Annotated in this window: 28 protein-coding genes and 1 pseudogene; 15 read left to right on the top strand and 14 right to left on the bottom strand. The window is 66.8% G+C overall.

Going from position 1 to position 24946, the window contains the following annotated elements; all coding sequences use genetic code 11:
• The 5 genes from L880_RS0115640 to L880_RS0115620 form a co-directional block, all read left to right on the top strand.
• Positions 1-581, top strand: a 581-nt coding sequence (locus L880_RS0115640; RefSeq protein WP_027474688.1) for a branched-chain amino acid ABC transporter substrate-binding protein, incomplete at its 5' end; no start/stop codon positions are given.
• A gap of 210 nt (positions 582-791) precedes the next feature.
• Positions 792-1295 (top strand): YiaA/YiaB family inner membrane protein, encoded by a 504-nt coding sequence (locus L880_RS0115635; protein ID WP_027476481.1) that lies wholly within the window; start codon positions 792-794, stop codon positions 1293-1295.
• Positions 1296-1333: 38 nt separating this feature from the next.
• Positions 1334-1807, top strand: coding sequence for a hypothetical protein (locus L880_RS0115630; RefSeq protein ID WP_051443341.1), 474 nt, complete (start codon positions 1334-1336; stop codon positions 1805-1807).
• Positions 1808-1851: 44 nt separating this feature from the next.
• Positions 1852-2634 (top strand): DUF2145 domain-containing protein, encoded by a 783-nt coding sequence (locus tag L880_RS0115625; RefSeq protein WP_027476479.1) that lies wholly within the window; start codon positions 1852-1854, stop codon positions 2632-2634.
• A 61-nt stretch (positions 2635-2695) separates the two neighbouring features.
• Positions 2696-3748: a zinc ribbon domain-containing protein gene (locus L880_RS0115620; protein WP_027476478.1), complete on the top strand. Its 1053-nt coding sequence runs from the start codon at positions 2696-2698 to the stop codon at positions 3746-3748.
• 38 nt (positions 3749-3786) lie between these two features.
• Here the strand turns inward: L880_RS0115620 and L880_RS0115615 are convergent, their stop codons facing one another.
• From L880_RS0115615 to L880_RS0115590, 6 genes are all read right to left on the bottom strand, one after another.
• Positions 3787-4602 carry a mechanosensitive ion channel family protein gene (locus L880_RS0115615; RefSeq protein WP_027476477.1) on the bottom strand — a complete coding sequence of 272 codons (816 nt, stop codon included), beginning with the start codon at positions 4600-4602 and terminating at the stop codon, positions 3787-3789.
• 169 nt (positions 4603-4771) lie between these two features.
• Positions 4772-5578: a mechanosensitive ion channel family protein gene (locus L880_RS0115610; protein WP_027476476.1), complete on the bottom strand. Its 807-nt coding sequence runs from the start codon at positions 5576-5578 to the stop codon at positions 4772-4774.
• A 102-nt stretch (positions 5579-5680) separates the two neighbouring features.
• Positions 5681-6853, bottom strand: coding sequence for a tRNA guanosine(34) transglycosylase Tgt (gene tgt / locus L880_RS0115605; RefSeq protein WP_019576380.1), 1173 nt, complete (start codon positions 6851-6853; stop codon positions 5681-5683).
• A gap of 51 nt (positions 6854-6904) precedes the next feature.
• The gene (locus L880_RS0115600) at positions 6905-7288 is read right to left on the bottom strand and encodes a hypothetical protein (protein ID WP_027476475.1); all 384 of its coding nucleotides are present in this window, start codon (positions 7286-7288) and stop codon (positions 6905-6907) included.
• A 262-nt stretch (positions 7289-7550) separates the two neighbouring features.
• Positions 7551-7793 (bottom strand): helix-turn-helix domain-containing protein, encoded by a 243-nt coding sequence (locus tag L880_RS0115595; RefSeq protein WP_027476474.1) that lies wholly within the window; start codon positions 7791-7793, stop codon positions 7551-7553.
• A gap of 14 nt (positions 7794-7807) precedes the next feature.
• Positions 7808-8380, bottom strand: coding sequence for a DUF2975 domain-containing protein (locus L880_RS0115590; RefSeq protein ID WP_027476473.1), 573 nt, complete (start codon positions 8378-8380; stop codon positions 7808-7810).
• Positions 8381-8464: 84 nt separating this feature from the next.
• Here L880_RS0115590 and L880_RS0115585 point away from each other — a divergent pair, with 84 nt between their 5' ends.
• Positions 8465-9103, top strand: a complete 639-nt coding sequence (locus tag L880_RS0115585) for a hypothetical protein (RefSeq protein WP_157462905.1) — start codon at positions 8465-8467, stop codon at positions 9101-9103.
• On the opposite strand, the gene queA is transcribed toward L880_RS0115585, so the two are convergent.
• From queA to L880_RS0115570, 3 genes are read right to left on the bottom strand one after another with little or no spacing between them, the layout of a single operon-like run.
• Positions 9104-10168 (bottom strand): tRNA preQ1(34) S-adenosylmethionine ribosyltransferase-isomerase QueA, encoded by a 1065-nt coding sequence (gene queA, locus L880_RS0115580; protein ID WP_027476471.1) that lies wholly within the window; start codon positions 10166-10168, stop codon positions 9104-9106.
• Positions 10169-10226: 58 nt separating this feature from the next.
• Positions 10227-10607, bottom strand: coding sequence for a PIN domain-containing protein (locus tag L880_RS0115575; RefSeq protein WP_027476470.1), 381 nt, complete (start codon positions 10605-10607; stop codon positions 10227-10229).
• Positions 10604-10810 carry a type II toxin-antitoxin system VapB family antitoxin gene (locus tag L880_RS0115570; protein ID WP_027476469.1) on the bottom strand — a complete coding sequence of 69 codons (207 nt, stop codon included), beginning with the start codon at positions 10808-10810 and terminating at the stop codon, positions 10604-10606. The genes L880_RS0115575 and L880_RS0115570 overlap by 4 nt, the downstream gene beginning before the upstream one ends.
• 218 nt (positions 10811-11028) lie before the next feature.
• Between L880_RS0115570 and recG the strand changes: the two genes are divergently transcribed.
• The 4 genes from recG (at position 11029) to ubiA (ending at position 15759) form a co-directional block, all read left to right on the top strand.
• A complete protein-coding gene (recG, locus tag L880_RS0115565; protein ID WP_027476468.1) occupies positions 11029-13116 on the top strand; it encodes an ATP-dependent DNA helicase RecG in 2088 nt (695 codons plus the stop codon).
• A 45-nt stretch (positions 13117-13161) separates the two neighbouring features.
• Positions 13162-14118 (top strand): LysR substrate-binding domain-containing protein, encoded by a 957-nt coding sequence (locus L880_RS0115560; protein ID WP_027476467.1) that lies wholly within the window; start codon positions 13162-13164, stop codon positions 14116-14118.
• A gap of 145 nt (positions 14119-14263) precedes the next feature.
• On the top strand, positions 14264-14773 hold the full coding sequence (locus L880_RS0115555) for a Dps family protein (RefSeq protein ID WP_027476466.1): 510 nt from the start codon (positions 14264-14266) through the stop codon (positions 14771-14773).
• 92 nt (positions 14774-14865) lie between these two features.
• Entirely contained in the window at positions 14866-15759 is an 894-nt protein-coding gene (gene ubiA, locus L880_RS0115550; RefSeq protein ID WP_027476465.1) for a 4-hydroxybenzoate octaprenyltransferase, read from the top strand.
• Positions 15760-15837: 78 nt separating this feature from the next.
• Here ubiA and L880_RS35670 read toward each other — a convergent pair whose 3' ends face one another.
• The 5 genes and pseudogenes from L880_RS35670 to L880_RS0115525 all read right to left on the bottom strand — a co-directional run.
• A complete protein-coding gene (locus tag L880_RS35670) occupies positions 15838-16047 on the bottom strand; it encodes a hypothetical protein (protein ID WP_157462903.1) in 210 nt (69 codons plus the stop codon).
• A 104-nt stretch (positions 16048-16151) separates the two neighbouring features.
• On the bottom strand, positions 16152-16967 hold the full coding sequence (proC, locus tag L880_RS0115540; RefSeq protein ID WP_027476464.1) for a pyrroline-5-carboxylate reductase: 816 nt from the start codon (positions 16965-16967) through the stop codon (positions 16152-16154).
• Positions 16964-18160, bottom strand: a complete 1197-nt coding sequence (locus L880_RS0115535) for an esterase-like activity of phytase family protein (RefSeq protein WP_027476463.1) — start codon at positions 18158-18160, stop codon at positions 16964-16966. Before L880_RS0115535 ends, proC begins: the two co-directional genes overlap by 4 nt.
• Positions 18161-18221: 61 nt before the next feature.
• Positions 18222-19715 carry a glycerol kinase GlpK gene (gene glpK / locus L880_RS0115530; protein ID WP_027476462.1) on the bottom strand — a complete coding sequence of 498 codons (1494 nt, stop codon included), beginning with the start codon at positions 19713-19715 and terminating at the stop codon, positions 18222-18224.
• Between the two features lie 35 nt (positions 19716-19750).
• Positions 19751-20557: pseudogene (locus L880_RS0115525) on the bottom strand (DeoR/GlpR family DNA-binding transcription regulator); the annotation flags it as partial.
• Between the two features lie 149 nt (positions 20558-20706).
• On the opposite strand from L880_RS0115525, the gene L880_RS0115520 reads away from it, so the two are divergent.
• Genes L880_RS0115520 through L880_RS0115500 form a run of 5 tightly spaced genes read left to right on the top strand, consistent with a single transcriptional unit; the run spans position 20707 to position 24879 of the window.
• Positions 20707-21783, top strand: a complete 1077-nt coding sequence (locus L880_RS0115520) for an ABC transporter ATP-binding protein (protein WP_027476460.1) — start codon at positions 20707-20709, stop codon at positions 21781-21783.
• 2 nt (positions 21784-21785) lie between these two features.
• Positions 21786-22862, top strand: a complete 1077-nt coding sequence (locus L880_RS0115515) for an ABC transporter ATP-binding protein (RefSeq protein WP_027476459.1) — start codon at positions 21786-21788, stop codon at positions 22860-22862.
• Entirely contained in the window at positions 22859-23755 is an 897-nt protein-coding gene (locus L880_RS0115510) for a carbohydrate ABC transporter permease (protein ID WP_027476458.1), read from the top strand. The genes L880_RS0115515 and L880_RS0115510 overlap by 4 nt, the downstream gene beginning before the upstream one ends.
• Entirely contained in the window at positions 23748-24560 is an 813-nt protein-coding gene (locus L880_RS0115505; protein ID WP_027476457.1) for a carbohydrate ABC transporter permease, read from the top strand. Before L880_RS0115510 ends, L880_RS0115505 begins: the two co-directional genes overlap by 8 nt.
• A gap of 10 nt (positions 24561-24570) precedes the next feature.
• The gene (locus tag L880_RS0115500) at positions 24571-24879 is read left to right on the top strand and encodes a DUF2160 domain-containing protein (RefSeq protein ID WP_027476456.1); all 309 of its coding nucleotides are present in this window, start codon (positions 24571-24573) and stop codon (positions 24877-24879) included.
• The last annotated feature ends 67 nt before the right edge of the window (positions 24880-24946 follow it).

Genomic DNA, 24946 nt, shown 5'->3' with positions numbered 1-24946 from the left:
TGTTCAAGAAGATCGCTGCCAGCAAGGGCATCACCGTGGTGGACGAGCAGTTCACCACCGACAAGGCCACCGACTTCATGGCCATCCTGACCTCGATCAAGGCCAAGAACCCGGACGGCATCTTCTTCGGTGGCATGGACCCGCAAGGCGGCCCGATGCTGCGCCAGATGGAGCAACTGGGTCTGGGCAACGTGAAGTACTTCGGTGGTGACGGCATCTGCACGTCCGAGCTGGCCAAGCTGGCCGCCGGTGCCAAGACGCTGGAAAACGTGGTGTGCGCCGAAGGCGGTGCCTCGCTGTCGAAGATGCCTGGCGGCGAAGCCTGGAAGAAGCGCTACGACGCGAAGTACCCCAACCAGTTCCAGGTGTACAGCCCGTACACCTACGACGCGACCTTCGTGCTGGTTGACGCGATGAAGCGTGCCAACTCGGTGGACCCGAAGGTCTACACCCCGAAGCTGATCGAAACCAACTTCCAGGGCGTGACCGCCAAGATCGCGTTCGAGCCCAACGGCGAACTGAAGAACCCGGCCATCACCCTGTACACCTACAAGGATGGCAAGAAGACCGCTCTGAACTGATCGTCCACGATCTTCAGCGGCTTTCGCCCCACTCAAAAAGCCACCTTCGGGTGGCTTTTTTCTTGTCCGGGTGTTTTCCCTTCATCGGGTGTCAGGTATCGAATATCGATACCTGTTGTTCTTCAAAAGCTGACCGGTCATGAAAATCGATGCCTGCGGAGCGGTGTGAGGGGATCATTCGCCCATCTTCAACACCACCCCGGAGTTCTCATGTTTTCACGCCAAGCCCCAGTTTCCAGCCACCCTGCCGCCGTCGGGCGTGACTCCCGCGGCTGGCAGTTGCAAGTCTGGGTTTCATTTGCCCTGGCCGTGTCGCTGTGCGGCACCGGCCTGGCCTGGTTGCCGGGGCAGGACCTGGACCGCGCCTTCATGGTGATGGGCTATGTGTTCTGCCTGACGGCGGTGTTCGTGCTGTCCAAGTCGGTGCGCGACCAGCAGAGCACGGCCGCAGAGTCGCCCCTGTGGCGCCTGGTGGTCTGGGGCGGCTTTGCCGTGGCCATGGGCCTGACCGGCTGGGGCCTGCTGCGCATGAACATCAGCGAAACCTACAAGGCCTACCTGGGCGTGAGCTGGCTCTACCTGGTGAGCTCGGCCTTCACGCTGGCCAAGACGCTGCGCGATGCCCACGAAGCCGCCTTGGCCCAGGCCCGTGCCGAAGCCCGCGCCCAACTGCGCCGCGACCTGCAGCAAGGCCAGACCTCTGATTCGCAATGAGCCCCGAACGAATCCCGATGTTCTTTCCTGGAGACACCATGAGTTTCATGCCCCTCGTACCTTTGATTCAACATGCCCGGGCCACCCTGGCCCTGTGCGCCCTGCTGGCGCTGGGCACCGGCACGGCCCGCGCCCAGAGCGAGGTCTCGGCGGCCATGTCGCTGATGCCGCTGGCCTCCGTGGTCGCCGTGGCCGGCGGCGCCTCGGTGGCGGCCGGCGCGGCCGCGACACTGCCTGTGGCCTTGTCGGTCGGAGGCGCGGTGCTGACTGTCCAGGCCGTCCAGTCGACAGCGCGTGGCACGCTGATCGTGCTGGAGCGGGCCTCGGACGGCGCCCAGGTCAGCCTGCAGTTGGCAGGCCAGGCGGGGGCTCGCGTGGCTTACAGCGTGGGCACCGGGGTGGTGTGCAGTGTGATCGGCACCGGTGTGCTGCTGTCGGTGGCGGGTGAACTGCTGGCCTTTGTGCCCAATGCGCTGGGCCGGGCCTTGCTGCATGACGAGCGTGTGCTGTGAGGGGGCTGATCATGCTTCTGAATTGGCTCCTGAACCGGACATGGATGCGGTGCCTCGCTGCGGCCAGCCTGGCTTGCGGGCTGGGCACCCTGCCGGCGTGGGCCGGGCATGACTGCCAGGACCGCGGGCCCACCGTGGCCTCGGTCACCCAGGGCATGGCACTGGCCGCCCGCGTGGCCCAGGCCCTCGATGCCAGTGGCGCCCAGGTGGTGGTCCTGGGTCGGGCCGGGCAGGACCTCAGCGCCTACGGCCTGCGCTATTCGCACCTGGGCTGGGCGTACAAAAGTGCCGAAGGCCCGTGGCGGGTGCTGCACAAACTCAACACCTGCGGCACGGGCCGTTCCGTGGTCATGCGCCAGGGCTTGGGCGAATTCTTTCTGGATGGTCTGTGGCGCTACGAGGCGGTGTGGGCCGTGCCCACGCCGCAGGCGCAGGCCGCCTTGCTGCCCTGGCTGCAGAACGCGCAGCGCACGGCCTGGCTGCACGAGCCGGCCTACAACCTGGTCAGCTACGCCTGGGGGCAGCGTTACCAGCAGAGCAACCAGTGGGCGATCGAGCTGCTGGCCGCGGCCCTGGCGCCCCAGGTGCATGACCGTGCCCAGGCCCAGGCCTGGCTGCGCTTGCAGGGCTACCAGCCCACGGTCTTGCATCTGGGGCCGCTGACCCGGCTGGGGGCCCGGGTCTCGCGGGCCCAGGTGGCCTTTGATGACCACCCCGCCGAGCAGCGCTTCAGCGACCGCATCGCCACCGTCACGGTGGACTCGGTGCTGGCCTGGCTGCCGCGTGCCGGCCTGGCCGGCGCTCCGCAGCGGGAAACCCTGCCGTGAACGCTGGCCTGGAGCCGGCTGCCGACCTCAAAATGCACCGCTGTCAGAAGGGAGTTCCATCATGTCTCAATCGCTTCGTCTCTCCGAAAAATGGTTTCGCCGTGGCCTGTGGGGGGTGGCCCTGGTTTTCGGTGGCTTCCTGACCGGCCTGGGCAGTGCCATCGTCGACGACCTGCCCAAGGTCGAGCAGCGGGTGCAAGTGGCTGATTTCATGGACCGCGCGGCCACCACCCGGGCGCGGGACCAACTCAGGCAGGCCCGTCAGGCGCGTGAAGATGCCGCCCAGACCCTGGAGCAGGCACGCCTGGCCCACGCCCGGGCCCAGGCCGACAACCAGGCTGCGCGCGAAACCTTCAACAACTGGTTGTCCACGCGCCACGCCACGGCCCGTCCTGAGCAAGACCCGCCCCTGGTGCAGCGCACCCAGGAGCTCGACGGGCTCAAGCAGCGCGAGCGCGAGGCCCTGGCGGCGGTGGAGGCGCAGCAGCAGGCCGAACTCGACGCCCGCCAGCATGAAAACCAGGCCCAGCAGCAGCTCAACGAGCTTGAGCAGAACGCGCAGTCCGGCTGGCAGGCCGCCAGCCGACAGCAGGAGCTGCGCGTGTTCCTGTACCGCCTGGCCTTGACCCTGCCCTTGCTGGTGGTGGCGGGCTGGCTGTTTGTGAAGCAGCGCAAGAGCAGCGCCTGGCCATTTGTGTGGGGCTTCATCGGCTTCGCGCTGGTGGCCTTCTTCGTGGAACTGGTGCCTTACCTGCCCAGTTATGGCGGCTATGTGCGCTATGGCGTGGGCATTGTGGTGACGGTGCTGGTGGGGCGTTACGCCATCCTGGCCCTGAACCGTTACCTGGCGGCCCAGCAGGCGGCCGAGGCAGAACCTGACCAGCGCCGGCGCGACACCCTGGACTACGACCAGGCCCTGGGGCGCCTGGCCAAGAACGTGTGCCCGGGCTGCGAGCGACCGGTCGACCTGAAGCAGCCAGGCCTGGACTTCTGCCCCCACTGCGGGATCGGCCTGCACGACCATTGCGGCCAGTGCCACACCCGCAAGAACGCCTGGGTGCGCTATTGCATCAGCTGCGGCGCGCCAGCCCGGCCACCGCAGGCCCCGGCCTGAGGCTGGGGCGGGGGCTGAAGTTGATGCGTTGGTGCCGCTCAGGCCGGCAGGTTGCGGTGCGCCACCGGGGTCTCGGGCACCGGGTAGCCGGCTGCACCAAAGGTGGCGACCACGGCCTTGTGGGTGTCGAAATACACCTGCCAATAGTGGTCGGTGTGGGTGTAGGGGCGCACACAGAGCAAGGGGCCTTCAGGGGTGAACTGCAGGATCTCCACATCGGGTGCCGGGGTGGTCGCCACGTTGGGGATGCTGCTCACGGCGGCCTTCAGGCGGTTGATGGCGTCCTGCACATCGACCCCGTTGGCCACCTTGGCCACGCAGTCCACCCGCCGCACCGGCAGGGTGCTGAAGTTCTGGATGGTGTCCGAGAACACCTTGTTGTTGCCCACGATGGTGACCACGTTGTCGGGGGTGACGATGGTGGTGCCGAACAGGCCCAGTTCGCGCACCGTGCCGGTCACGCCGCCGGCGCTGACGAAGTCGCCCACCTTGTAGGGCCGCAGCACCTGCAGAAAGACGCCGGCCGCAAAGTGCGTCAGCAAGCCGCCCCAGGCGGTGCCGATGGCCAGGCCCGCACCGGCCAGCAGGGCGGCAAACGAGGTGGTGCTCACGCCGAAGATGTCCAGGATGGCCATCACCAGCACGATGTTCAACAGCACCGTGAGGATGGATTTGAGGTACTCTGCCAGCGTGGCGTCGACCTTGCTGCCGCGCGCCAGCACGGTGCCCAGCAAGCGCACCACCAGGCCGATCAGCCAGCGACCGATGATCCAGGCCGCGAGGGCCCCCAGGACTTTGAGGCCGAAATCAGCCCCTTGCGTACTCAAGAAATGCCAGATGGCTTCAGTGTTCATGTGTGTAAACCTCCTGCGCGCAGCTTACTTTTTGTAGCGTTTCCGGGGGCGGTCTGAACTTCGTGAAAGTTCTCGAAAACGTCAAAAGTTGGCAGATGCCCAGGGGTTGAGGGCACTTGAGCGACGAAGCCGCAGGTCCGGCATCGGCTGGGCCGGGGGGCTGCCCGCATCACCCTTCGCGCAGGCGGATGGGCGTTTCCGGCACCGGATAGGCCGCGTCGACCAGGACACCCAACACCACACGGTGGGTGTCGTAATACACCTGCCAGTAGTGGTCGGTGTGGGTGAAGGGGCGCACGTTCAGCACCGGCCCTTCGGGGCTGAATTCGGCAATGCCGATCTCGGGTGGCGGTGTGCTGCACACATGGGGCACGGTGGCGAGCGCGGCCCGGATGCGGGCGATCGCCTCATCCGCATCGACCCCGTGGGCCAGCTTGAGCTGGCAATCCACCCGGCGTGCCGGCAGCGCACTGTAGTTGCGGATCACCTCGGAAAACACCTTGTTGTTGCCCACCAGGGTCAGCACCTGGTCGCTGCTGATCAGCTGGGTGTTGAACAAACCCAGTTCGCGCACCCGGCCTGTGATGCCGGCGAGGTTGACGTGGTCGCCCACCCGGTAGGGCCGCAGCACCTGCAGGAACAGGCCGGCGGCAAAGTGGCTCAGCAGACCGCCCCAGGCGGCCCCGAGGGCCAGCCCCGCGCCGGCCAGCAAGGCGGCCAGCGAAGTGGTGCTGATGCCGAAGATGTCGAGAATCAGCACCACCAGCAGCGCGTGCAGCAGGCCTTTGCTGATCGAGGTCAGGTACTGCGCCAGGGTGGGCTCCATGTGGCCGCGCAGCAGGGTCAGGTGGATCAGGCGGGTGAGCTGGCCGATCAGCCAACGCCCGGCCACCCAGGTTGCCAGTGCGCCCAGCACCTTCAGGGCCAGTTCCAGGCCCTGGGTGGTCAGAAACTGCCAGACGACTTCGGGGTTCACGGGGCTCTCCTTGCTGCTGCGGGCTGGGCAGCATAGAGAGCCTGCGGAGGGCGGGCTTAGCCAGGTGCAAGAGGGGTAAGCAATTGCTTACCCCTGCGCCACTCAGACGCCCCGGGCGCGCTCGGTCTTGAAGCGGGCGCGGAAGGCCGTGAACTGGCCCTGGTCCAGGGATTCGCGCACCTCGCGCATCAGGTTCAGGTAGTAGTGCAGGTTGTGCACCGTGGTCAGCATCGGGCCCAGCATCTCGCCGCAGCGGTCCAGGTGGTGCAGGTAGGCGCGGCTGAAGCCGTCGCGCCCGCCATCGGCCCACGACACGCCCGAGGTGCCGGCGCAGGCGTAGCAGGTGCAGGTGGCGTCCAGCGGCTGCGGGTCGCTCTTGTGGCGGGCGTTGCGCAGCTTCAGGTCGCCGTAACGGGTGAAGATGGTGCCGTTGCGTGCATTGCGGGTCGGCATCACGCAGTCGAACATGTCCACGCCCTGGGCCACGCCCTCGACCAGGTCTTCCGGCGTGCCCACGCCCATCAGGTAGCGTGGCTTGTGGGCCGGCAGGCGGTGCGGGGTGTGGGCCATGATGCGCAGCATCTCATCTTTGGGCTCGCCCACGCTGACGCCGCCCACCGCATAGCCCGGAAAGTCCATCTCGACCAGGGCCGCCAGCGACTCTTCGCGCAGGTTCTCGAACATGCCGCCCTGCACGATGCCGAACAGGGCGTTGGGGTTTTCCAGCCGCGCGAACTCGGTCTTGCAGCGCTGGGCCCAGCGCAGCGACAGCTCCATCGAACTGCGCGCCTCACGCTCGGTGGTCAGATGGCCCTTGGTCTCGTAAGGCGTGCATTCGTCGAACTGCATCACGATGTCGGAGTTCAGCACGGTCTGGATCTGCATGCTGATCTCAGGCGTGAGGAACAGCTTGTCGCCGTTCACGGGACTGGCGAACTTCACGCCTTCCTCGCTGATCTTGCGCATGGCCCCCAGGCTCCAGACCTGGAAACCGCCCGAGTCGGTGAGGATGGGCTTGTTCCACTTCTCGAACTGGTGCAGTCCGCCAAAGCTCTGCATCACGTCCAGGCCCGGTCGCATCCACAGGTGGAAGGTGTTGCCCAGGATGATTTGCGCGCCCATGTCTTCGAGGCTGCGCGGCATCACGCCCTTGACCGTGCCATAGGTGCCCACAGGCATGAAGATGGGCGTTTGCACCACACCGTGGTTCAGCGTGAGCGTGCCCCGGCGCGCGTGGCTGTCGGGGTCGGTGGCGAGGAGGTCGAAATTCAGCATGGCGGGGATTGTAGGAGGGGCGGGGCGCCAGAGGGGGCGCAGCGCCACGCGTCAGGGGCAATTGCCGGGCAGGGCCAGGCGGGGGGCCGGGCCGTCGGGCAGGGGGCGATCGGGGGGCGGCAGCCGCACGCAGTAGGTGCCCAGCGCGCCCTGCACGCGCTCCAGCCGGCCGCCCGGGCCGGGCGCACCCTCCTGAAGGCTTGCAGTCCCTGGCGAGTCGCCGGGGCCAGGTGCCTCCAAGCGATCCTGGAAGCGGCGCCCATCCCCGTGCTGCTGTTGCCAGCGGCGCTCGCGCTGCAGGCTGCTGGCCAGGGCTTCGGGGCTCAGCAGCAGGGTCTGGGGGGCCGAGGTGTGGCCAGCCCTGTCGGGCCCAGGCCGGGGTGGGGCGCTGCTGGCAGCCGCCGTGTCAGGCGTTGAAAGCGTTCTGGCCTCCATGGCGGTCGGTGGTGCAGGCGTGATCGGTGCAGGTGCCCGCTGTCCACCCGTTGCTCGGTTGGCTGCCTGGCTTGGTTTGTTCACGGAAGTGGGGGGTGACGCCTTGGGCGCTTCGGTCAGCCATTGCGCCTGCAATACCAGCTGTTCAGCGCGCGGTGGCGAGGGGGCGGGGCCAGAAGGGGCCCGCCATGCCATGAGCAGCATCCCATGCAGCAAGATGGCCAGGCCGACGGCCCAGGCTGTCTGCCGGGACGGCCCGCGCTCAGTCGCTCGCAGCATCCGGCTCGGTGCGCTCCTCTGTGCCCGGCGACCAGGCCAGCAGATCACCCGGCTGGCAGGCCAGGTACTCGCAGATGGCGGCCAGGGTGTCGAAGCGCACGCCTTTGACCTTGCCGCTCTTGAGCAGCGACAGGTTGGCTTCGGTGATGCCGATGTGGGCGGCCAGGTCGCGCGACTTCACCTTGCGGCGCACCAGCATTTCGTCCAGTTTGACCAGGATGGGCATGGGCTGTCCTGGGCTCAGACAAAGGCTTCGGTTTCTGCCTTCAGGCGCTGGCCTTCGGCCATCACCTGGGACAGCAGTCGCATCAACAGCCCCAGGATCAGCAGGCTGATCTCGAACGAGCCCAGCGAGACCGCCACGATGCCGCCGTGCTGCCCCGAGGCCAGCCAGGACAGCAAGGCCGTCACCCCCGCGCCGTACAGCACGCTGAGCAAGGCCATGGCCATCAGGCCCTGGCCCAGCCGCTTGAAGCCGCGCACCGCCTGACCCGAGAACACCTCGCCGGCGATGAAGGCGGCGCAGATGCTGCGCAGGCTCAACAGGCTGAGTGCCAGGGCGGCCAGTGGCAGGCACTCCAGGCCCAGCCCGGCCAGCTGCCAGGGCCAACTCAAGCTGGGGGGCGGCTTCAAGCCCGCCAACTGGGCTTGCAGGGGCAGCAAAAGGCTGTGCCAGGCGCTTTCGCCGCCTTGGCCCAGGCCGACCCAGCGAGCCACTGAAAAGCCGACTCCCAGCAGGCCGCAGGCCCAGGTCAGGCCGTTGAGCAGCCGCGAAAGGCGTTGGAAGGCCGGGGATTGAAGATCGTTTGTCATGGCGGTAGACAGGATTTAATTTCTGTAAAACAATAATATTTTGTTGAATTGCAGAAAATTAGTCAAACAAAGAAAGGTGTCCTGATGTCTCTTGTCCGTCTTGTTGTGGGTCTTCCTCTGCGTCTTGGGCGGGCCTGCCTGGCTGCCTTGCTGGTCGGGGCGCTTGCCGGCTGCGGCAGCGTGCCCCTGGCTTCGTTGTGGAAGCTGCGGGCGCTGCAGCTGGAAGACCTGGACCCGGGCGCTTTGCGTGCGGCCCTGGTGGCCCCCGCCTCGCTGCGCCTGAACCCGTCCTCCATGACCCTGGATGTGACGGTGGCGCGTGAGCTGCCCCCCGTGAACGGGCAGACGACCTGGGAAACGCTGGAGGAAAAACTGCCGCTCGAAGAAATGAGGGGGGCGGCCGAACTCAGCCCTCTGGCGGGGGAGGCCGGCCCGGGGCTGCAGTTGCATGTCTGGCGCATCGCACCGGCCAGCCTGGCGCGCCTGCAGGCCTTGCGCAGCCGGGCCCTGGGCTGGAAAGGCAGTGAGGGCAAGCGCCGGCTCGGCCTGGGTCTGGCTTTTGAGGGCTGTCAGCCCCCCGGGGCCTCGCGCAGCCTGCGGGTGAGCACCCTGCTGCGCTTCAACGCCCAGGGCGACTACATCGCCGTGCTGCGCGATGCGGATCTGGCCACCCTGCTGCCCAAGGAGGAGCAGGCCCGGCGCTTCCCGGCCTGTGCCTCTTGATCAGGTCGCTGGTGAGCCACTGGGTCGGCGCTCCAGCAGCATCGCATCCCCATAGCTGAAGAAGCGGTACTGCTGGGCGATGGCGTGGCGGTACAGGGCCATGATGGGCTCGTAGCCGGCCAGGGCGCTGACCAGCATCATCAGCGTGCTCTTGGGCAGGTGGAAGTTGGTGATCAGCACGTCGACCACCTTGAAGCTGAAGCCGGGCGTGATGAAGATCTGCGTGTCGCCCGAGGTCTGGCCCGACTGGGCCCACGATTCCAGGGTGCGCACGGTGGTGGTGCCCACAGCCACCACGCGGCCGCCGCGCTGGCGGCAGCGCTCCAGGGCGGCCAGGGTGTCCAGCGGCACCTGGTACCACTCGCGGTGCATCTTGTGCTCGGCCAGGTTCTCGGTCTTGACGGGCTGGAAGGTGCCGGCCCCCACGTGCAGGGTGACGCTGGCGCGCTCGATGCCGCGCGCGGCCAGTTCGGCCAGCAGGGGCTCGTCAAAGTGCAGGGCGGCCGTGGGTGCGGCGACGGCCCCGGGGTGGCGGGCGAACACGGTCTGGTAGCGCTTCTCGTCCTCGGCCGAGTCGCCGTGTTCGATGTAGGGGGGCAGGGGCACGTGGCCGTGGGCGGCCATCAGGGCATGGGGTTCGCCGCTGAAGCGGAAGCGGAACAGCGCGCCGTCCTCGTCAGGCCAGCGGCCCAGCAGGGTGGCGCTGAAGCCGCCCACCATCTCCAGCGTGCTGCCCACCGGCGGCTTCTTGCTCACCTTCATGTGGGCCACCACCTCGTGGTCCTGCAGCACGCGCTCGACCAGCAGTTCGACCTTGCCGCCGGTGGACTTCTCGCCGAACAGGCGCGCCTTGATCACCTGGGTGTCGTTGAACACCAGCAGGTCGCCGGCGCGCAGCAGGCCGGGCAGCTCTTTGAAGATGCGGTCGATGGGGGCCGGGCCGGTGCCGTCGAGCAGGCGCGAGGCGCTGCGCTCGGCAGCGGGGTGTTGGGCGATCAGTTCAGGCGGCAGTTCGAAGTCGAAATCGGCCAGGGTGAACGGACGGGAAGCGGGGTGAAGCGTCATGGTGCTTGAGGGCCTGACAGGCCCGTGCCAAGGGGTTGTGAAAGATCAGGCGCGCAGCTTAATGCAGTTTGGCCGCGTGGCTCACCTGAAAACGCCGACACAGCCTGTCCAGGCGCTGGTCCAGGGTCCAGAGCGTGGCGCCCGGAGTCAGCAGGGTGGAGGTCAACAGCAGCAGGTCGACGATGCCGCAGCCCAAGCCATGCAAATGTTCCCGTTCAATGAAGGCCATCACCTCTTGCAGGCTGGCTTGCTGGGCCGCGCGCAGCAGGCCGATGTCGCCCAGGGTGCGACCGCGGGGTTCGGGCGGCGTGCCGCAGGCCAGTTCACCGAGCACCAGCGGGTGGGTCAGCGCCTGATCCGTCAGAAGCAGCTGCACCAGCGTCTCATTGCGCTGTCGGAAGTGGGCCACCCACACCGAGGTGTCGACCAGCACCGTCATGGCGTGCCAGGGGCTTCGCGCTGCCTGGGGATGTCTGCTGCCTCGGGTTGGCTGCCTCCCAGGGCGGCCAGGCGCTTGCCGGCCTGCAGCCGCACAAAGGCCTTGATCGCCTCACGGAACAAATCCGATTTGTCCATGCCGGGATCGGCCATTTCAAGCGCTTGTTCGTACAGGGCATCGTCGATGGTCACCGTGGTTCGCATGAGGGTCTCACCAATTTGGATGCTGAATTGCATCATATTAAGCATCACGAGGGCTTGTTGAGGGTATTGAGGGGGCATTCACCGTCTCGGCGCAGTGCAAAGGCCAGCATTTTTGAAGTGCGCAGCGCCTGGCCTTTGAAAGACTGGGTAAAAATACAGTCATGGCCCCCAAGCCCCCCGCCACACCGCCCTCTCCGCCCAAGTCTGCCAAGCCAGACATGGCTGCTCTTGCCGGGCGCGAACTCTCGCCGCCGCAAAAAGCCATGCTCAAGATGGGGCTGCGCCGTGACATCGACCTGGCCCTGCACCTGCCGCTGCGCTACGAGGACGAGACCCGCATCACCTTGCTGCGCAACGCCCGCGATGGCGACACCGTGCAGATCGAGGCCACGGTGGTGAAGAGCGAGATCACCCTGCGTCCGCGCCGCCAGCTGGTGGTGACGGTGGAGGACGAGAGCGGCAGCTGCGAGCTGCGCTTTTTCAGCTTCTACCCCTCGCACCAGAAGACGCTGGCGGTGGGCGCGCTGCTGCGGGTGCGGGGTGAGATCAAGGGTGGGTTCTGGGGGCGGCAGATGCTGCACCCGGCCTTCCGCCTGGCCGGCGGCGAGCTGCCCACGGCGCTGACGCCGATCTACCCCACCGTGGCCCAGTTGCCGCAGCCCTACCTGCGCCGGGCCGTGCAGTCGGGCCTGATGCGCGCCGACCTCAGCGAGACCATCCCGCCCGAGGTCTTGCAGGGCATTGATTTTCTGCGCCTGTCCGATCTGCGTTCGGCCCTGTCCTTTTTGCACCACCCCACGCCCGATGTGTCGCTGGCGGCGCTGGAGGACCACAGCCACCCGGCCTGGCAACGCCTCAAGGCCGAAGAGCTGCTGGCACAGCAGCTGTCGCAGCTCGAATCCAAGCGCGAGCGTGCGCGCCTGCGCGCCCCGGCCCTGCAGCCGCGGCACCAGCGCGGCGTGCTGTCGCTGCACGAGCAGTTGCTGGCGGTGTTGCCTTTTGCGCTGACGGCGGCGCAGCGCCGGGTGTGCGAGGAGATTGCGCACGATCTGGCGCGCGGCGTGCCCATGCACAGGCTGCTGCAGGGCGATGTGGGCTCGGGCAAGACCGTGGTGGCGGCGCTGGCGGCGGCGATCTGCATCGATGCGGGCTGGCAGTGCGCCCTGATGGCCCCGACCGAAATCCTGGCTGAACAGCACTTCGGCAAGCTGGTCGGCTGGCTGGAGCCCTTGCTGGAGCCCTTGGGCAAAAAAGTGGCCTGGCTGGCCGGTGCCCAGAAGAAAAAGGAGCGGGGCGCTGCCCTGGCCCTGGTGGAGAGCGGCGAGGCGGCGCTGGTGGTGGGCACGCATGCGGTGATCCAGGACCAGGTCAAGTTCAAGAACCTGGCCCTGGCCCTGATCGATGAGCAGCACCGCTTCGGCGTGGCCCAGCGCCTGGCCTTGCGCAGCAAGCTCGATGACGGCAGTGGACGTGAGCCGCACCTGCTGATGATGAGCGCCACGCCCATCCCGCGCACCCTGGCCATGAGCTATTACGCCGATCTGGATGTGTCCACCATCGACGAGCTGCCGCCCGGCCGCACGCCCATCGTGACCAAGCTGGTGTCCGACAGCCGGCGCGACGAGGTGGTGGCGCGCATTGCCGACCAAATCGCTCAAGGGCGTCAGGTCTATTGGGTCTGCCCGTTGATCGAAGAGAGCGAGGCGCTGGACCTCAGCAACGCCACGGCCACCCACGCCGACCTCAGTGACGCCCTGCCCGGCGTGATGGTGGGGCTGCTGCATTCGCGCATGCCCACGGCCGAGAAAAAGGCGGTGATGGAGCTCTTCACCAGCGGCCAGATGGGCGTGCTGGTCAGCACCACGGTGATCGAGGTGGGGGTGGATGTGCCCAATGCCTCGTTGATGGTGATCGAGCACGCCGAGCGCTTCGGCCTGAGCCAGCTGCACCAGTTGCGCGGCCGGGTGGGGCGGGGCGCGGCGGCCTCGGCCTGCGTGCTGCTGTACGCCACCAACGAGAGTGGGCGTCTGGGCGAGACGGCCCGTGAGCGCCTGCGCGCCATGGCCGAGACCGCCGACGGCTTCGAGATCGCCCGGCGGGATCTGGAGATCCGCGGGCCCGGCGAGTTCCTGGGCGCGCGCCAGTCGGGCGCGCCGCTGCTGCGTTTTGCCGATCTGGCCACCGACACCGTGCTGCTGGATTGGGCCCGCGAGGCCGCGCCCCAGATGCTGGACCGCTACCCCGAAAAGGCCCAGACGCACGTGAACCGCTGGTTGGGAGGAAAATCGGAATTCCTCAAAGCCTGAGGACCGGCCGGGCCCCTTCGAGCCCGGCATGCAGCGAAGACCTTCATGACCCTGACCGAACTCAAATACATCGTGGCCGTGGCGCGCGAAAAGCACTTTGGCAAAGCCGCCGAGGCCTGCTTTGTCTCGCAGCCGACCTTGTCGGTGGCGATCCGCAAGCTCGAAGACGAGCTGGAGGTGAAGCTGTTCGAGCGCAGCGCCAACGAGGTCAGCGTCACCCCGCTGGGCGAGGAGATCGTGCGCCAGGCGCAAAGCGTGCTGGAGCAGGCCGCCGCCATCAAGGAGATTGCCAAGCGCGGCAAAGACCCGTTGGCCGGCGCCTTGAAGCTGGGGGTGATCTACACCATCGGCCCTTACCTGCTGCCCGATCTGGTGCGCCAGGCCATCTCGCGCACGCCGCAGATGCCGCTGATGCTGCAGGAGAACTTCACCGTCAAGCTGCTGGAGATGCTGCGCACCGGCGAGATCGACTGCGCCATCATGGCCGAACCCTTCCCCGACACCGGGCTGGCGCTGGCGCCGCTGTACGACGAGCCCTTCATGGCCGCCGTGCCCAGCACCCACCCACTGGCCGCGCGCAAGAGCATCACGGCCGAAGAGATGAAGAGCGAGACCATGCTGCTGCTGGGCAACGGCCATTGCTTTCGCGACCACGTGCTGGAGGTGTGCCCGGAGTTCGCCCGTTTTTCGAGCAATGCCGAGGGCATCCGCAAAAGCTTCGAGGGCTCGTCGTTGGAGACCATCAAGCACATGGTGGCCGCCGGCATGGGCGTGACCCTGGTGCCCCGCCTGAGCGTGCCCAAGGATGCCCTGGCCCCGCGCACGCGCCGCCGCAAGAGCGACGACGAGGCCCATGTGGTGTACCTGCCCTTCGAGGGGGATGTGCCTTACCGCCGCGTGGTGCTGGCCTGGCGCCGCAGCTTCACCCGTTACGAGGCGATTGCCTCCCTGCGCAACTCGATCTATGCCTGCGAGTTGCCCGGTGTCAAACGTCTGTCTTGATGCTCGGGCGTTCGTCCTACGTGAAAGACCGTTTGGCGGCGTTACATTGAATCTTCTGATTACAAATGGCTTGCGGTCTGCCCGTGATCGTGGCGACTCAAGTCCTTGTGGATGGTTTGTTTTTCAACACTGAAGGAGTGACCCCATGGCCAAAGCCCCCCGCAGCACCTCCAAGACGGCGCCCGCGATCAACATCGGTATCAGTGACAAGGACCGTGCAGCCATCGCCAAGGGCCTGTCGCGCCTGCTGGCCGACACCTACACCCTGTACCTGACCACGCACAACTTCCACTGGAACGTGACCGGGCCGATGTTCAACACCCTGCACACCATGTTCATGGTGCAGTACACCGAACTGTGGAACGCGGTCGACCCGATTGCCGAGCGCATCCGCTCGCTGGGCCATGTGGCGCCGGGCTCGTACGCCGACTTCGGCAAGCTGGCCACCGTGCCCGACGCCCCCGGCACCCCGCCCAAGGCGCTGGAGATGGTGCGCATCCTGGTCACCGGCCACGAGGCGGTGGCACGCACGGCGCGCGAGTTGTTCCCGCTGGCCGACAAGGCCAGTGACGAACCCACGGCCGACCTGCTGACCCAGCGCCTGACGGTGCATGAGCAGACCGCCTGGATGCTGCGTTCGCTGCTCGAAGAGTGATTTCGCGGTTCTGAACGGTCCCGGGTGCCTTCGGGCCGGGGCGGCTTGCTGCGAAAATTGCTACCGCCCTTCTTTGACCGAGCCCGCCTGCGATGACCGCCTCCTCCAGCCCTTCCTCTGCCACACCGTCTCCGAGCCGTCTGGCGCTTTACCTCAGCCTGATCCGCTGGGACCGGCCTGCCGGCTGGCTGCTGCTGTTGTGGCCCACGCTGAGTGCACTGTGGGTGGCCAAGGGCGGCTTCCCGGGCTGGCATCTGCTGCTGGTGTTCACGCTGGGCACCATCCTGATGCGCAGTGCCGGTTGCTGCGTGAACGATGTGGCCGACCGCGGCTTTGACCGCCATGTGAAGCGCACGGCCAACCGGCCGGTCACCTCAGGCGCCGTCTCGGTGCGCGAGGCCCTGGCGGTCGGGGGCGTGCTGGCCTTGCTGGCCTTTGGCCTGGTGCTGACCACCAACGGGCCGACCATTCTGTGGTCCTTTGGCGCCTTGGCGGTGACCCTGTTCTACCCGTTTGCCAAGCGCCTGGTATCCATGCCGCAGGCCGTGCTGGGCGTGGCCTTCAGCTTTGGCATTCCGATGGCCTTCACGGCGCAGGGCGTACCCCTGTCGCCGCTGGTGGGCTGGCTGGTGCTGAGCAATCTGCTGTGGGTGTTGGCCTATGACACCGAATACGCCATGGTGGACCGCGACGATGACCTGAAGATCGGCATGAAGACCTCGGCCATCACCCTGGGCCGCTGGGATGTGGCCGCCGTCACCGCCTTTTATGGGCTGAGCCTGCTGATCTGGGGGTTGGTGCTGCGGGAGCGCGTGCCGGCCGTCTTCCTGGGTGGGGGGCTGCTGCTGGCCCTGGCCCAGGTCGGCTGGCATGTGGGCCTGATCCGCAACCGCAGCCGGGACGGCTGCTTCAAGGCCTTCCGAGCCAACCACTGGCTGGGTGCCACCTTGTTCGCCAGCTTGCTGCTGGCCAGCTGGCTGGCCTGAGGTCGGGCCAGAATTCGGGCCTGAATGAAAAGGCCCGCACGCGGCGGGCCTGATCACTGAGGCGCGCGTGGGCGGTGCTCAGAACGTGTGGGCCTTGGCCTTGTGTGCGCTCTTGCCGTGCTTGGCATGTTTGCCCTTGGCCTTTTTGCCGTGTTTGCCGGCCTTCTTGGCGTGTTTGCCCGAGGCCTTGACGCTGTGCGGCGTCTTGGCGGCGGCTTCGGTGCTGGTCAGGGCCAGGGGCATGACCACCAGGGCGGCCGAGAGAATCGCAGTAAGCAGTTTTTTCATGTTGTGTCTTGGTTGGTTGAGGTTTGGCCGCCACGGCACCGTGCCGGATGGCTGCTGGCGCCTTGACGGGCGTATTTTCGCTGAAGTTGGCCTGCTGCCCGGTTTCAGGCGGCGCCGAATTCGTCACCCAGCTCCTGGGCGCGGGCGCGGGCCTTTTCCATGGCTTGCATGAAATGGGCCTTGACCTGGCTTTCTTCCAGGGAGCACAAGGCGGCATAGGTGGTGCCGCCCTTGGAGGTGACACGCTGGCGCAGCACCTCGGGCGGCTCGGTGGAGGCCCGGGCCAGCTCGGCCGCGCCCACGAAGGTGCCGATCGACAGCTTCAGGGCCTGGGCCTCGGTCAGCCCCATCTGGGCACCGGCGGCGGCCATGGCCTCGATGAAATAGAACACATAGGCCGGCCCCGAGCCCGAGAGGGCGGTGACGGCGTCGAGGTGGCTTTCTTCGCTCACCCACAGCGAGTCGCCGGTGGTCTGGATCACCTGCTCGACCAGGCTGCGGTCGGCTGCGGTGACGGCGGCGCGGGCGAACAACCCGGTCATGCCCTTGCCCACCAAGGCGGGCGTGTTGGGCATGCAACGCACCACGCGCTCGGTGCCGGTCCATTGGGCAATGCTGTCACTGCGGATGCCGGCGGCCACGCTCAGGTGCAGGGCCTGCAGGGTGTGGGCCTGCACCGCCGTGGCGGCCTCGCGGAAGGTCTGCGGCTTGACGGCCCAGACCACCAGGGCGGCGCTGGCCAGGCGGGCATCGGCCGCCTCCAAGGCCTGGATGCCGAGATCACGGGCCAGGCGCTCGCGCGCTTCGGCAAAGGGCTCGACCACCAGGATGTCGGAGGGCTGGCGCCCCTGTTTGAGCAGGCCGCCGATGATGGCGCTGGCCATGTTGCCGCCACCGATGAATGCGATTTGGGAGGTCATTGGGATTCGTCCTGGTATTCGAAGGCTAGAAATTGAGTGATCTGGATCGGGCTGAAATTGTCGTCGCTCAGCACCACCAGGCTGCGCCGCCCGTTGCTCAGGGTGGGCCCCCAGCACAGGCATTCGCTGTTGTCCAGGCGGCTGATCCCCAGACTGGCAAAGTCGGCCACCAAGGTCTTGGGCGCCACCGGGGTACCCGCGGCCAGGGTGGGCTGGTGCAGGGTGTCGGGGGCCTGGCGGGTGTCGATGCGGTAGAGCGCCAGCGACACCCCCACGCCGGTCATGTAGGCCCGCTCAAGCAGCAGCAGGTGGTGCTCGTCGGCCATCAGGATCTCGCTGATGCCGTTGTCGGCCGGCGCGCCCGGGGGCAAGGGGCTGCGGGGCACGGCGTCGGGCTGGTAGGCGATCTGTCGGTCGGCCTGGCCGGTGCTCAGGTCAAAGCGCGTCAGGCGGCAGGGTCCGCCGCGCTGGCCGGCGGTGGGCAGCGGGCCGTCCTGGGCCAGTGGCGCCTCCATCGAGACCCAGGCGTGGCGACCGCTGGGGCTCAGGGCCAGGCCTTCAAACGTGAGGTTGTTGTGTGGGCCGTGGGCGTCGTCAGCCCCCAGCTTCAGAACGTCGGGCAGGGTGAACTCGCGCAGCAGGCGCCCGTCCAGCGACATTTCACGCAGTGCGGGGGGCAGGCCACGGTTCACATCGCCCTCGCTGGTCCAGAGCAGGGTGCCGGTCTCGGGCCGGAAGCGGATCGACTCGGGATCGGGGATGTCGGGCCGGCTGGCGTCCGCCTGTTTGCGGTTGGGGTAGGGCCGGCCCTGGGCGTCGCGCAGCAGGGTCACGTTCTGCACGGACAGGCCGGTGATGCCGGCTTCAGACACCTTCATGGCCAGGGTGTAGAAACGCGCCGGGTTGCGGTCGGAGCGGTCGTCGCTCAGGGCAAACCAGCGGCCGCTGACCGGGTCGTGGTCGAGGCCGGACAGGCCGCCCACCGTGGTGTCTTGGTACTTGGGGTGGTAGGGCAGGCGCTCTTCGCCCAGCAGGCGCAACCGGGGGCGCAGGCCCGCGTTGCCGGGGCGCAGGCCCAGCGGGGTGCAGCCGGGCAGGGCGCTGGCCAGCAGGGGCGCGGCCCCCCACTTCAGCCACTGGCGGCGCGACAGAACCCGCGCGCCTGGAAGGAGGGTGTTGCTTGGAAATTTCACGGGCCGAAGTCTAGGCGTTTTTTCAAACGCACGGCCCTCGGAAGTGGGGCTGTAGCGTTTTTCAGGTGGCAGTAGCCTGGCGCACTGCACGCTCCCAATGGGCGATGCGTTCGCGGGCCTGGTCGCGCGCCAGTTGGGGCACAAAAGTGCGCTCGGCACGCCACTGCTGGCTGAGCTCGTCCAGCCCGGCGTACAGGCCCGAGCCCAGGCCGGCCAGGTAGGCCGCACCCAGGGCGGTGGTTTCGATCACGGCGGGCCGCACCACGGGGATGCCCAGCAGATCGGCCTGCATCTGCATCAGCAGGTCGTTGACGCAGGCGCCGCCGTCCACGCGCAGCTCGGTGACGGGGCTGCCGCCGGCGGCCACGGCATCCAGGCTCATGGCTTCGAGCAGGGCGGTGCTCTGGAAGGCGATGCTCTCCAGGGCCGCCCGGGCAATGTGGGCCAGGGTGGTGCCGCGGGTGATGCCGGTGATGGTGCCGCGGGCCTCGGGGTTCCAGTAAGGGGCGCCCAGGCCGGTGAAGGCCGGCACCATCATCACGCCGCCGGCATCGGGCACGCTCTGGGCCAGTTGCTGCACCTCGCTGCTGGACTGGATGGCGTTGAGCCCGTCGCGCAGCCACTGCACCACGGCGCCGCCCACGAACACGCTGCCTTCGATGGCGAACTCGGCCCTCGGGCTGGCCTGGGCCGCACTGGTGGTCAGCAGGCCGTTTTGCGAGGTCTGGAAACGCTCGCCCGTGTGCATGAGCATGAAGCAGCCCGTGCCATAGGTGTTCTTGGCCATGCCGGCGCTGAAGCAGGCCTGACCGAACAGGGCGCTTTGCTGGTCGCCGGCCACGCCGCTGATGCGGATGGCCTGGCCCAGCAGTTCGGGGCGCACCTGACCGAAGTCGGCACTGGAGTGGCGCACTTCGGGCAGCATCTGGCGCGGGATGCCGAGCAGGGCCAGCAGATCGTCGTCCCACTGGTTGCTGCGGATGTTGAACAGCATGGTGCGTGAGGCATTGCTGACATCGGTGGCGTGCACCGCGCCGCCGGTGAGCTGCCACATCAGCCAGCTGTCCACGGTGCCGAAGGCCAGCTCACCGGCCTCGGCCTGGGCCCGGGCGCCGGGCACGTGGTTCAGGATCCACTGCAGCTTGGTGCCCGAAAAATAGGCGTCCACCAGCAGGCCGGCGCGTTGCTGGATCAGCTCCGCATGGCCTTGCTCGCGCAGCAGGGCGCAGGCCGGCTCGGCGCGCCGGTCCTGCCAGACGATGGCGTTGTGGATGGGCTGGCCGGTCTTGCGGTTCCAGACCACGGTGGTCTCGCGCTGGTTGGTGATGCCCAGGGCGTGGATGTCGCCGGCCTGCAGACCGGCCTTCTGCAGCACGGCTCGGGCGGTGTCGAGCTGGGTCTGCCAGATCAACATCGGGTTGTGTTCCACCCAGCCGGGCTGCGGGTAGATCTGGGGCAGCTCCTGCTGGGCCTGGGCCACCACGCGGCCCTGGGCGTCAAAAACAATGCTGCGTGAGCTGGAGGTGCCCTGGTCGAGGGCCAAGAGGTAGGTCATGTCAGGGGTCCTGGAGATCCGGTCGGGCAGGGCATTCAGGGCAGGCAGACGTCCAGGCGCACGCCGGCGTCTTCCAGCAACTGGGGGAAGGGCGCCGGGGGCGGGGCGTCGGTGAACAGGCGGTCGATCTGCGACAGGGTGGCGGCCTCGACCATGGCGGGGCGGTTGAACTTGCTGGCGTCGGCCGCCAGCCAGACTTCGCGAGCGTGTTCGATGATGGTCTGGGCGACTTTCACCTCCCTGTAATCGTAGTCACGCAATGATCCGTCGGACTCGATGCCGGAGATGCCGATGATGGCCAGATCGACCTTGAATTGGCGGATGAAGTCGACTGCTGCCTCGCCCACGATGCCGCGGTCGCGCGGGCGCACCACACCCCCGGCCACGATCACCTCGAAGCTGGGGTTGCGGCACAGGATGGTGGCCACATTGAGGTTGTTGGTGATCACGCGCAGTCCCTGGTGCTGCAGCAGGGCTTCGGCAATGGCCTCGGTGGTGGTGCCGATGTTGAGGATCAACGAGCAGTCATCGGGCACCTGCTGGGCCACGGCACGAGCGATGCGGGCCTTGCCCTCGGCATGCAGGCCCTGGCGTTGCGGGTGGGCGATGTTCTCGGTGGTGGAGCTGGGCACGCGCACGCCGCCATGGAAGCGCCGCAGGGCGCCGCTCTCGGCCACTTTCTGCACGTCGCGCCGCACGGTCTGCAAGGTGACCGACAACTGCTCGGCCAGTTCTTCCACCGTGGCCGAGCCGCGTTCGCGGACGACTTCAATGAGTTTGAGTTGTCTGGGGTTGAAGTTCACGGTGCGCAGTCTGCCAGGGTTCGAGGCAGCGACTTTAAAGGGAAAAAAAAGGAACGCGTTAGGGGAAAACCAGAATCAAAAACGAAAAAAAAGGAACAATAATCGAAAAGTTGCGAACATTCGAAGCCCCTGCCAGCGCGCAACAACTGGTAGCGGGACCCGAGACAAACAAGTGGAAAGGTTGCGTGATGCAGCTTGAATTGGAAGGCATTGGCAAGAAAGTGGGGGCGGAGACTTGGCTCCACCCCATGAATCTGGCCTTGCGAAGCGGCGCCGTGACGGTGCTGCTGGGGGCGACCCAGGCCGGCAAGACCAGCCTGATGCGCATCATGGCGGGCCTGGACACACCGAGCCAGGGCCGGGTGCTGGTGGATGGCAAGGACGTGACCGGCATGCCGGTGCGCGAACGCGACGTGTCCATGGTGTACCAGCAGTTCATCAACTACCCGTCGATGACAGTGGCGCGCAACATCGCGTCGCCCCTGTTGCTGCGCAAGGCGCCGGATGTCGACCAGCGTGTGCGCGAGCTGGCGGCCAAGCTGCACATCGAGATGTTCCTGGAGCGCCTGCCGGCCGAGTTGTCGGGCGGGCAGCAGCAGCGCGTGGCCCTGGCCCGCGCCCTGGCCAAGCAGGCCCCGCTGATGCTGCTGGACGAACCCCTGGTGAACCTGGACTACAAGTTGCGCGAGGAGCTGCGCGAAGAGCTGACCTCGCTGTTTGCCAGTGGCGACTCGACCGTGGTGTATGCCACCACCGAGCCTGGCGAGGCCCTGCTGCTGGGGGGCTACACCGCCGTGCTGGACGAAGGTGAATTGCTGCAGTACGGCCCCACGGCCGAGGTGTTCCACCGCCCGCGTTCGCTGCGGGTGGCGCGGGCCTTCAGCGACCCGCCGATGAACCTGCTGCAGGCCGACGCCTGCGAGGGCGGCGTGCGCCTGCGTGGCGGCCCGGAGTTGACCCTGGCCCTGCCGGCATCGGCCGGTGCCGCCCAGATGACGGTGGGCTTGCGCGCCAGTGCGCTGCGCGTGCACGGCCGCCCGGGGGATGTGAGCCTGCCGGGCACGGTGGAGCTGGCCGAAATTTCGGGTTCAGACACCTATGTGCACGTGCACACGCTGGTGGGTGAACTGGTGGCGCAGCTGACCGGGGTGCATTACTTCGAGCTGGGGGCGCCGATCACCTTGTACGTGAGCCCCGCACAGGCCTATGTCTTTGACGGCAGCGGCCAGCTGGCCCTGGCCCCAGAACGCGCAGGAGGACACTGAGCATGGCCCGCATCGAACTCGATCTGGCGCACGCCTACCGCGCCAATCCGCAGCAGGACAGCGATTACGCGCTGCTGCCTCTCAAGATGACTTTTGACGATGGCGGCGCCTACGCGCTGCTGGGGCCCTCGGGCTGTGGCAAGACCACCATGCTCAACATCATGTCGGGGTTGCTGCAGCCCTCGCACGGCAAGGTGCTGTTCGACGGCCAGGACGTGACCCGCCTGAGCCCGCAGCAACGCAATATTGCGCAGGTGTTTCAGTTTCCGGTGATCTACGACACCATGACGGTGGCCGAGAACCTGGCCTTCCCGCTGCGCAACCGCAAGGTGCCCGAGGCACAGATCAAGAAGCGCGTGGGTGAGATTGCCGAGATGCTGGACATGAGCGGCCAGCTCAACCAGCGCGCTGCGGGTCTGGCGGCGGATGCCAAACAGAAGATCTCGCTCGGCCGCGGCCTGGTGCGGCCCGACGTGTCGGCCGTGCTGTTCGATGAGCCGCTGACGGTGATCGATCCGCACCTGAAATGGCAGCTGCGCCGCAAGCTCAAGCAGATCCACCACGAACTCAAGCTGACCCTGATCTACGTGACGCACGACCAGGTCGAGGCCCTGACTTTTGCCGACCAGGTGGTGGTGATGACCCGTGGCCGCGCCGTGCAGGTGGGCCCGGCAGATGCCTTGTTCGAGCGCCCTCAGCACACGTTTGTGGGGCATTTCATCGGTTCGCCCGGCATGAACTTCCTGGCCGCCGAGGTGGCTGGCGACAAGTTGGAGCTGGCGGGCCGGCACCTGCCGCTGCCGGTGGGCAAGGCCTTGCCGGATGGCGCGCTGAAGCTGGGCATCCGCCCGGAATACCTGGACCTGGCCAGCCCCGGCGCGCCGGGCGCAGTGCCGGCACGGGTGCGCCAGGTGCAGGACGTGGGCACCCACCTGATGCTGAGCGCCGAGGTGCAGGGCACGGTGCTCAAGGCCCGCCTGGGGGTGGAGTGGCTGAAGCTGGCGCCGGGCGACGAGGTCTGGCTGCAACTGCTGGGGCAGCACACCTGCTTTTACGTGAATGAGGAACTGGTGTCATGAGTGCCGTGAACAAACCCGTGAACCAGAAGGCCTGGTTCCTGATCCTGCCCGTCATCTTGTGCGTGGCGTTTTCGGCCATCGTGCCGCTGATGACGGTGGTGAATTACTCGGTGCAGGACATCATCTCGCCCGAGCGCCGCGTTTTCGTGGGCACCGAATGGTTTGCCGCCGTGATGCGCGACGAAGAGCTGCACGGGGCCCTGCTGCGGCAACTGCTGTTCTCGCTGTCGGTGCTGCTGGTGGAGGTGCCTCTGGGCGTGCTGCTGGCGCTGTCGATGCCGGCCCAGGGCTGGAAATCATCGGCCGTGCTGGTGGTGGTGGCCCTGTCGCTGCTGATCCCCTGGAACGTGGTGGGCACCATCTGGCAGATCTACTGCCGTGACGACATCGGCCTGCTGGGCCACACGCTGCAGCAGATGGGCATCGAGTACAGCTACACCGGCAATGCGACGCATGCCTGGATCACGGTGCTGGTGATGGATGTGTGGCACTGGACGCCGCTGGTGGCCTTGCTGGGCTATGCCGGTCTGCGCAGCATCCCGGATGCCTACTACCAGGCGGCCCGCATCGATGGGGCCAGCAAGCTGGCGGTGTTCCGCTACATCCAGCTGCCGAAGATGCGAGGCGTGCTGATGATCGCGGTGCTGCTGCGCTTCATGGACAGTTTCATGATCTACACCGAGCCCTTTGTGCTGACCGGGGGCGGCCCGGGCAATGCGACGACCTTCCTGAGCCAGTACCTGACGCAGAAGGCGGTAGGCCAGTTCGACCTGGGCCCGGCGGCGGCTTTCTCGCTGATTTATTTCCTGATCATCTTGTTGCTCTGCTTCATCCTCTACAACTGGATGCAAAGCGTGGGCACGCAGAACCCGGAGGAGACCGGTCATGCATGAGAACCGCTTTCACAAGCGCTCGCTGTTCCTGCTGGCGTACATCGTGTTCGCCCTGTTGCCCATCTACTGGATGATCAACATGAGCTTCAAGACGAACGAGGAGATCCTGTCGAGCTTCTCGTTCTTCCCGGCGCATTTCACCTGGGCCAACTATGGGCTGATCTTCACCGATCCGTCCTGGTACTCGGGCTACATCAACTCGATGATCTATGTGGCCATCAACACCGTGATCTCGGTGGCGGTGGCCCTGCCGGCGGCGTATGCGTTCTCGCGCTACCGCTTTCTGGGTGACAAGCATGTGTTCTTCTGGTTGCTGACCAACCGCATGACCCCGCCCGCGGTGTTCCTGCTGCCCTTCTTCCAGCTCTACACCACCGTGGGCCTGATGGACACGCACATCGCCGTGGCCTTGGCCCACCTGCTGTTCAACGTGCCGCTGGCGGTGTGGATTCTGGAGGGCTTCATGGGCGGCATCCCGCGCGAGATCGACGAGACCGCCTACATCGACGGCTATGGCTTTCCACGCTTCTTCCTGACCATCTTCCTTCCGCTGATCAAGGCCGGGGTGGGGGTGGCGGCCTTCTTCTGCTTCATGTTCAGCTGGGTGGAGCTGCTGCTGGCGCGCACGCTGACCAGCGTGAACGCCAAGCCCATCGTGGCCACCATGACGCGCACGGTGTCTGCTTCAGGCATGGACTGGGCCACCCTGGCGGCAGCCGGTGTGCTGACCATCGTGCCGGGTGCCATCGTGATCTGGTTTGTTCGTCACTACATCGCGAAGGGTTTCGCGATGGGTCGAGTCTGAGGAGATTGGCATGTTTGAGTGGATGGCCTGGACCTTGCCGGTCGCCGTGTTCTTCAGTTGCATCGTGCTCATGCTGATCGGCATGACGGTGTGGGAAATCCGTTCGCCCACGGTGGAGCGCAAGGGCTTTTTGCCGCTGCGTACCACGCGGGGGGATCGTCTGTTCATCGGGCTGCTGTCGGCCGCCTATGTGAACCTGGCCTTTGTCGGCCTGAGTGAAAAGCTGCAGGGCTGGCTGCACCTGGAGGCTGAGCCTTCGGTGTGGATCAGCTTCGTGCTGTCCATGGCCGTGCTGGCCCTGGTCATGCGCAAGGGCTGAGTTGTCAACATGATTCATCACAGGCATTCGGCTCGACCTTTCCCCGGGGCCGGACACCTTTTCAAAA

It is taken from the genome of Curvibacter gracilis ATCC BAA-807 (genome assembly GCF_000518645.1).
GTDB classification, from domain to species: Bacteria; Pseudomonadota; Gammaproteobacteria; order Burkholderiales; family Burkholderiaceae_C; genus Curvibacter; species Curvibacter gracilis.
The sequence above is the reverse complement of the archived record's forward strand: the minus strand, read 5'-3'. Positions and strand labels throughout refer to the sequence as shown.

Excerpts from the sequence above, each read along its gene's own strand:
- L880_RS0115570 (WP_027476469.1), bottom strand. The coding sequence starts at position 10,810 with ATGCGAACCACGGTGACCATCGACGATGCCCTGTACGAACAAGCGCTT.
- L880_RS0115505 (WP_027476457.1), top strand. The coding sequence starts at position 23,748 with ATGCATGAGAACCGCTTTCACAAGCGCTCGCTGTTCCTGCTGGCGTAC.
- glpK (WP_027476462.1), bottom strand. The coding sequence starts at position 19,715 with ATGACCTACCTCTTGGCCCTCGACCAGGGCACCTCCAGCTCACGCAGC.
- ubiA (WP_027476465.1), top strand. The coding sequence starts at position 14,866 with ATGACCGCCTCCTCCAGCCCTTCCTCTGCCACACCGTCTCCGAGCCGT.
- L880_RS0115595 (WP_027476474.1), bottom strand. The coding sequence starts at position 7,793 with ATGCCCATCCTGGTCAAACTGGACGAAATGCTGGTGCGCCGCAAGGTG.
- L880_RS0115555 (WP_027476466.1), top strand. The coding sequence starts at position 14,264 with ATGGCCAAAGCCCCCCGCAGCACCTCCAAGACGGCGCCCGCGATCAAC.
- L880_RS0115560 (WP_027476467.1), top strand. The coding sequence starts at position 13,162 with ATGACCCTGACCGAACTCAAATACATCGTGGCCGTGGCGCGCGAAAAG.
- L880_RS0115520 (WP_027476460.1), top strand. The coding sequence starts at position 20,707 with ATGCAGCTTGAATTGGAAGGCATTGGCAAGAAAGTGGGGGCGGAGACT.
- recG (WP_027476468.1), top strand. The coding sequence starts at position 11,029 with ATGGCTGCTCTTGCCGGGCGCGAACTCTCGCCGCCGCAAAAAGCCATG.
- L880_RS0115630 (WP_051443341.1), top strand. The coding sequence starts at position 1,334 with ATGAGTTTCATGCCCCTCGTACCTTTGATTCAACATGCCCGGGCCACC.
- L880_RS0115510 (WP_027476458.1), top strand. The coding sequence starts at position 22,859 with ATGAGTGCCGTGAACAAACCCGTGAACCAGAAGGCCTGGTTCCTGATC.
- proC (WP_027476464.1), bottom strand. The coding sequence starts at position 16,967 with ATGACCTCCCAAATCGCATTCATCGGTGGCGGCAACATGGCCAGCGCC.
- L880_RS0115515 (WP_027476459.1), top strand. The coding sequence starts at position 21,786 with ATGGCCCGCATCGAACTCGATCTGGCGCACGCCTACCGCGCCAATCCG.
- L880_RS0115625 (WP_027476479.1), top strand. The coding sequence starts at position 1,852 with ATGCGGTGCCTCGCTGCGGCCAGCCTGGCTTGCGGGCTGGGCACCCTG.
- queA (WP_027476471.1), bottom strand. The coding sequence starts at position 10,168 with ATGACGCTTCACCCCGCTTCCCGTCCGTTCACCCTGGCCGATTTCGAC.
- L880_RS0115575 (WP_027476470.1), bottom strand. The coding sequence starts at position 10,607 with ATGACGGTGCTGGTCGACACCTCGGTGTGGGTGGCCCACTTCCGACAG.
- L880_RS0115615 (WP_027476477.1), bottom strand. The coding sequence starts at position 4,602 with ATGAACACTGAAGCCATCTGGCATTTCTTGAGTACGCAAGGGGCTGAT.
- L880_RS0115600 (WP_027476475.1), bottom strand. The coding sequence starts at position 7,288 with ATGGAGGCCAGAACGCTTTCAACGCCTGACACGGCGGCTGCCAGCAGC.
- L880_RS0115635 (WP_027476481.1), top strand. The coding sequence starts at position 792 with ATGTTTTCACGCCAAGCCCCAGTTTCCAGCCACCCTGCCGCCGTCGGG.
- L880_RS0115585 (WP_157462905.1), top strand. The coding sequence starts at position 8,465 with ATGTCTCTTGTCCGTCTTGTTGTGGGTCTTCCTCTGCGTCTTGGGCGG.
- L880_RS0115590 (WP_027476473.1), bottom strand. The coding sequence starts at position 8,380 with ATGACAAACGATCTTCAATCCCCGGCCTTCCAACGCCTTTCGCGGCTG.
- tgt (WP_019576380.1), bottom strand. The coding sequence starts at position 6,853 with ATGCTGAATTTCGACCTCCTCGCCACCGACCCCGACAGCCACGCGCGC.
- L880_RS35670 (WP_157462903.1), bottom strand. The coding sequence starts at position 16,047 with ATGAAAAAACTGCTTACTGCGATTCTCTCGGCCGCCCTGGTGGTCATG.
- L880_RS0115500 (WP_027476456.1), top strand. The coding sequence starts at position 24,571 with ATGTTTGAGTGGATGGCCTGGACCTTGCCGGTCGCCGTGTTCTTCAGT.
- L880_RS0115620 (WP_027476478.1), top strand. The coding sequence starts at position 2,696 with ATGTCTCAATCGCTTCGTCTCTCCGAAAAATGGTTTCGCCGTGGCCTG.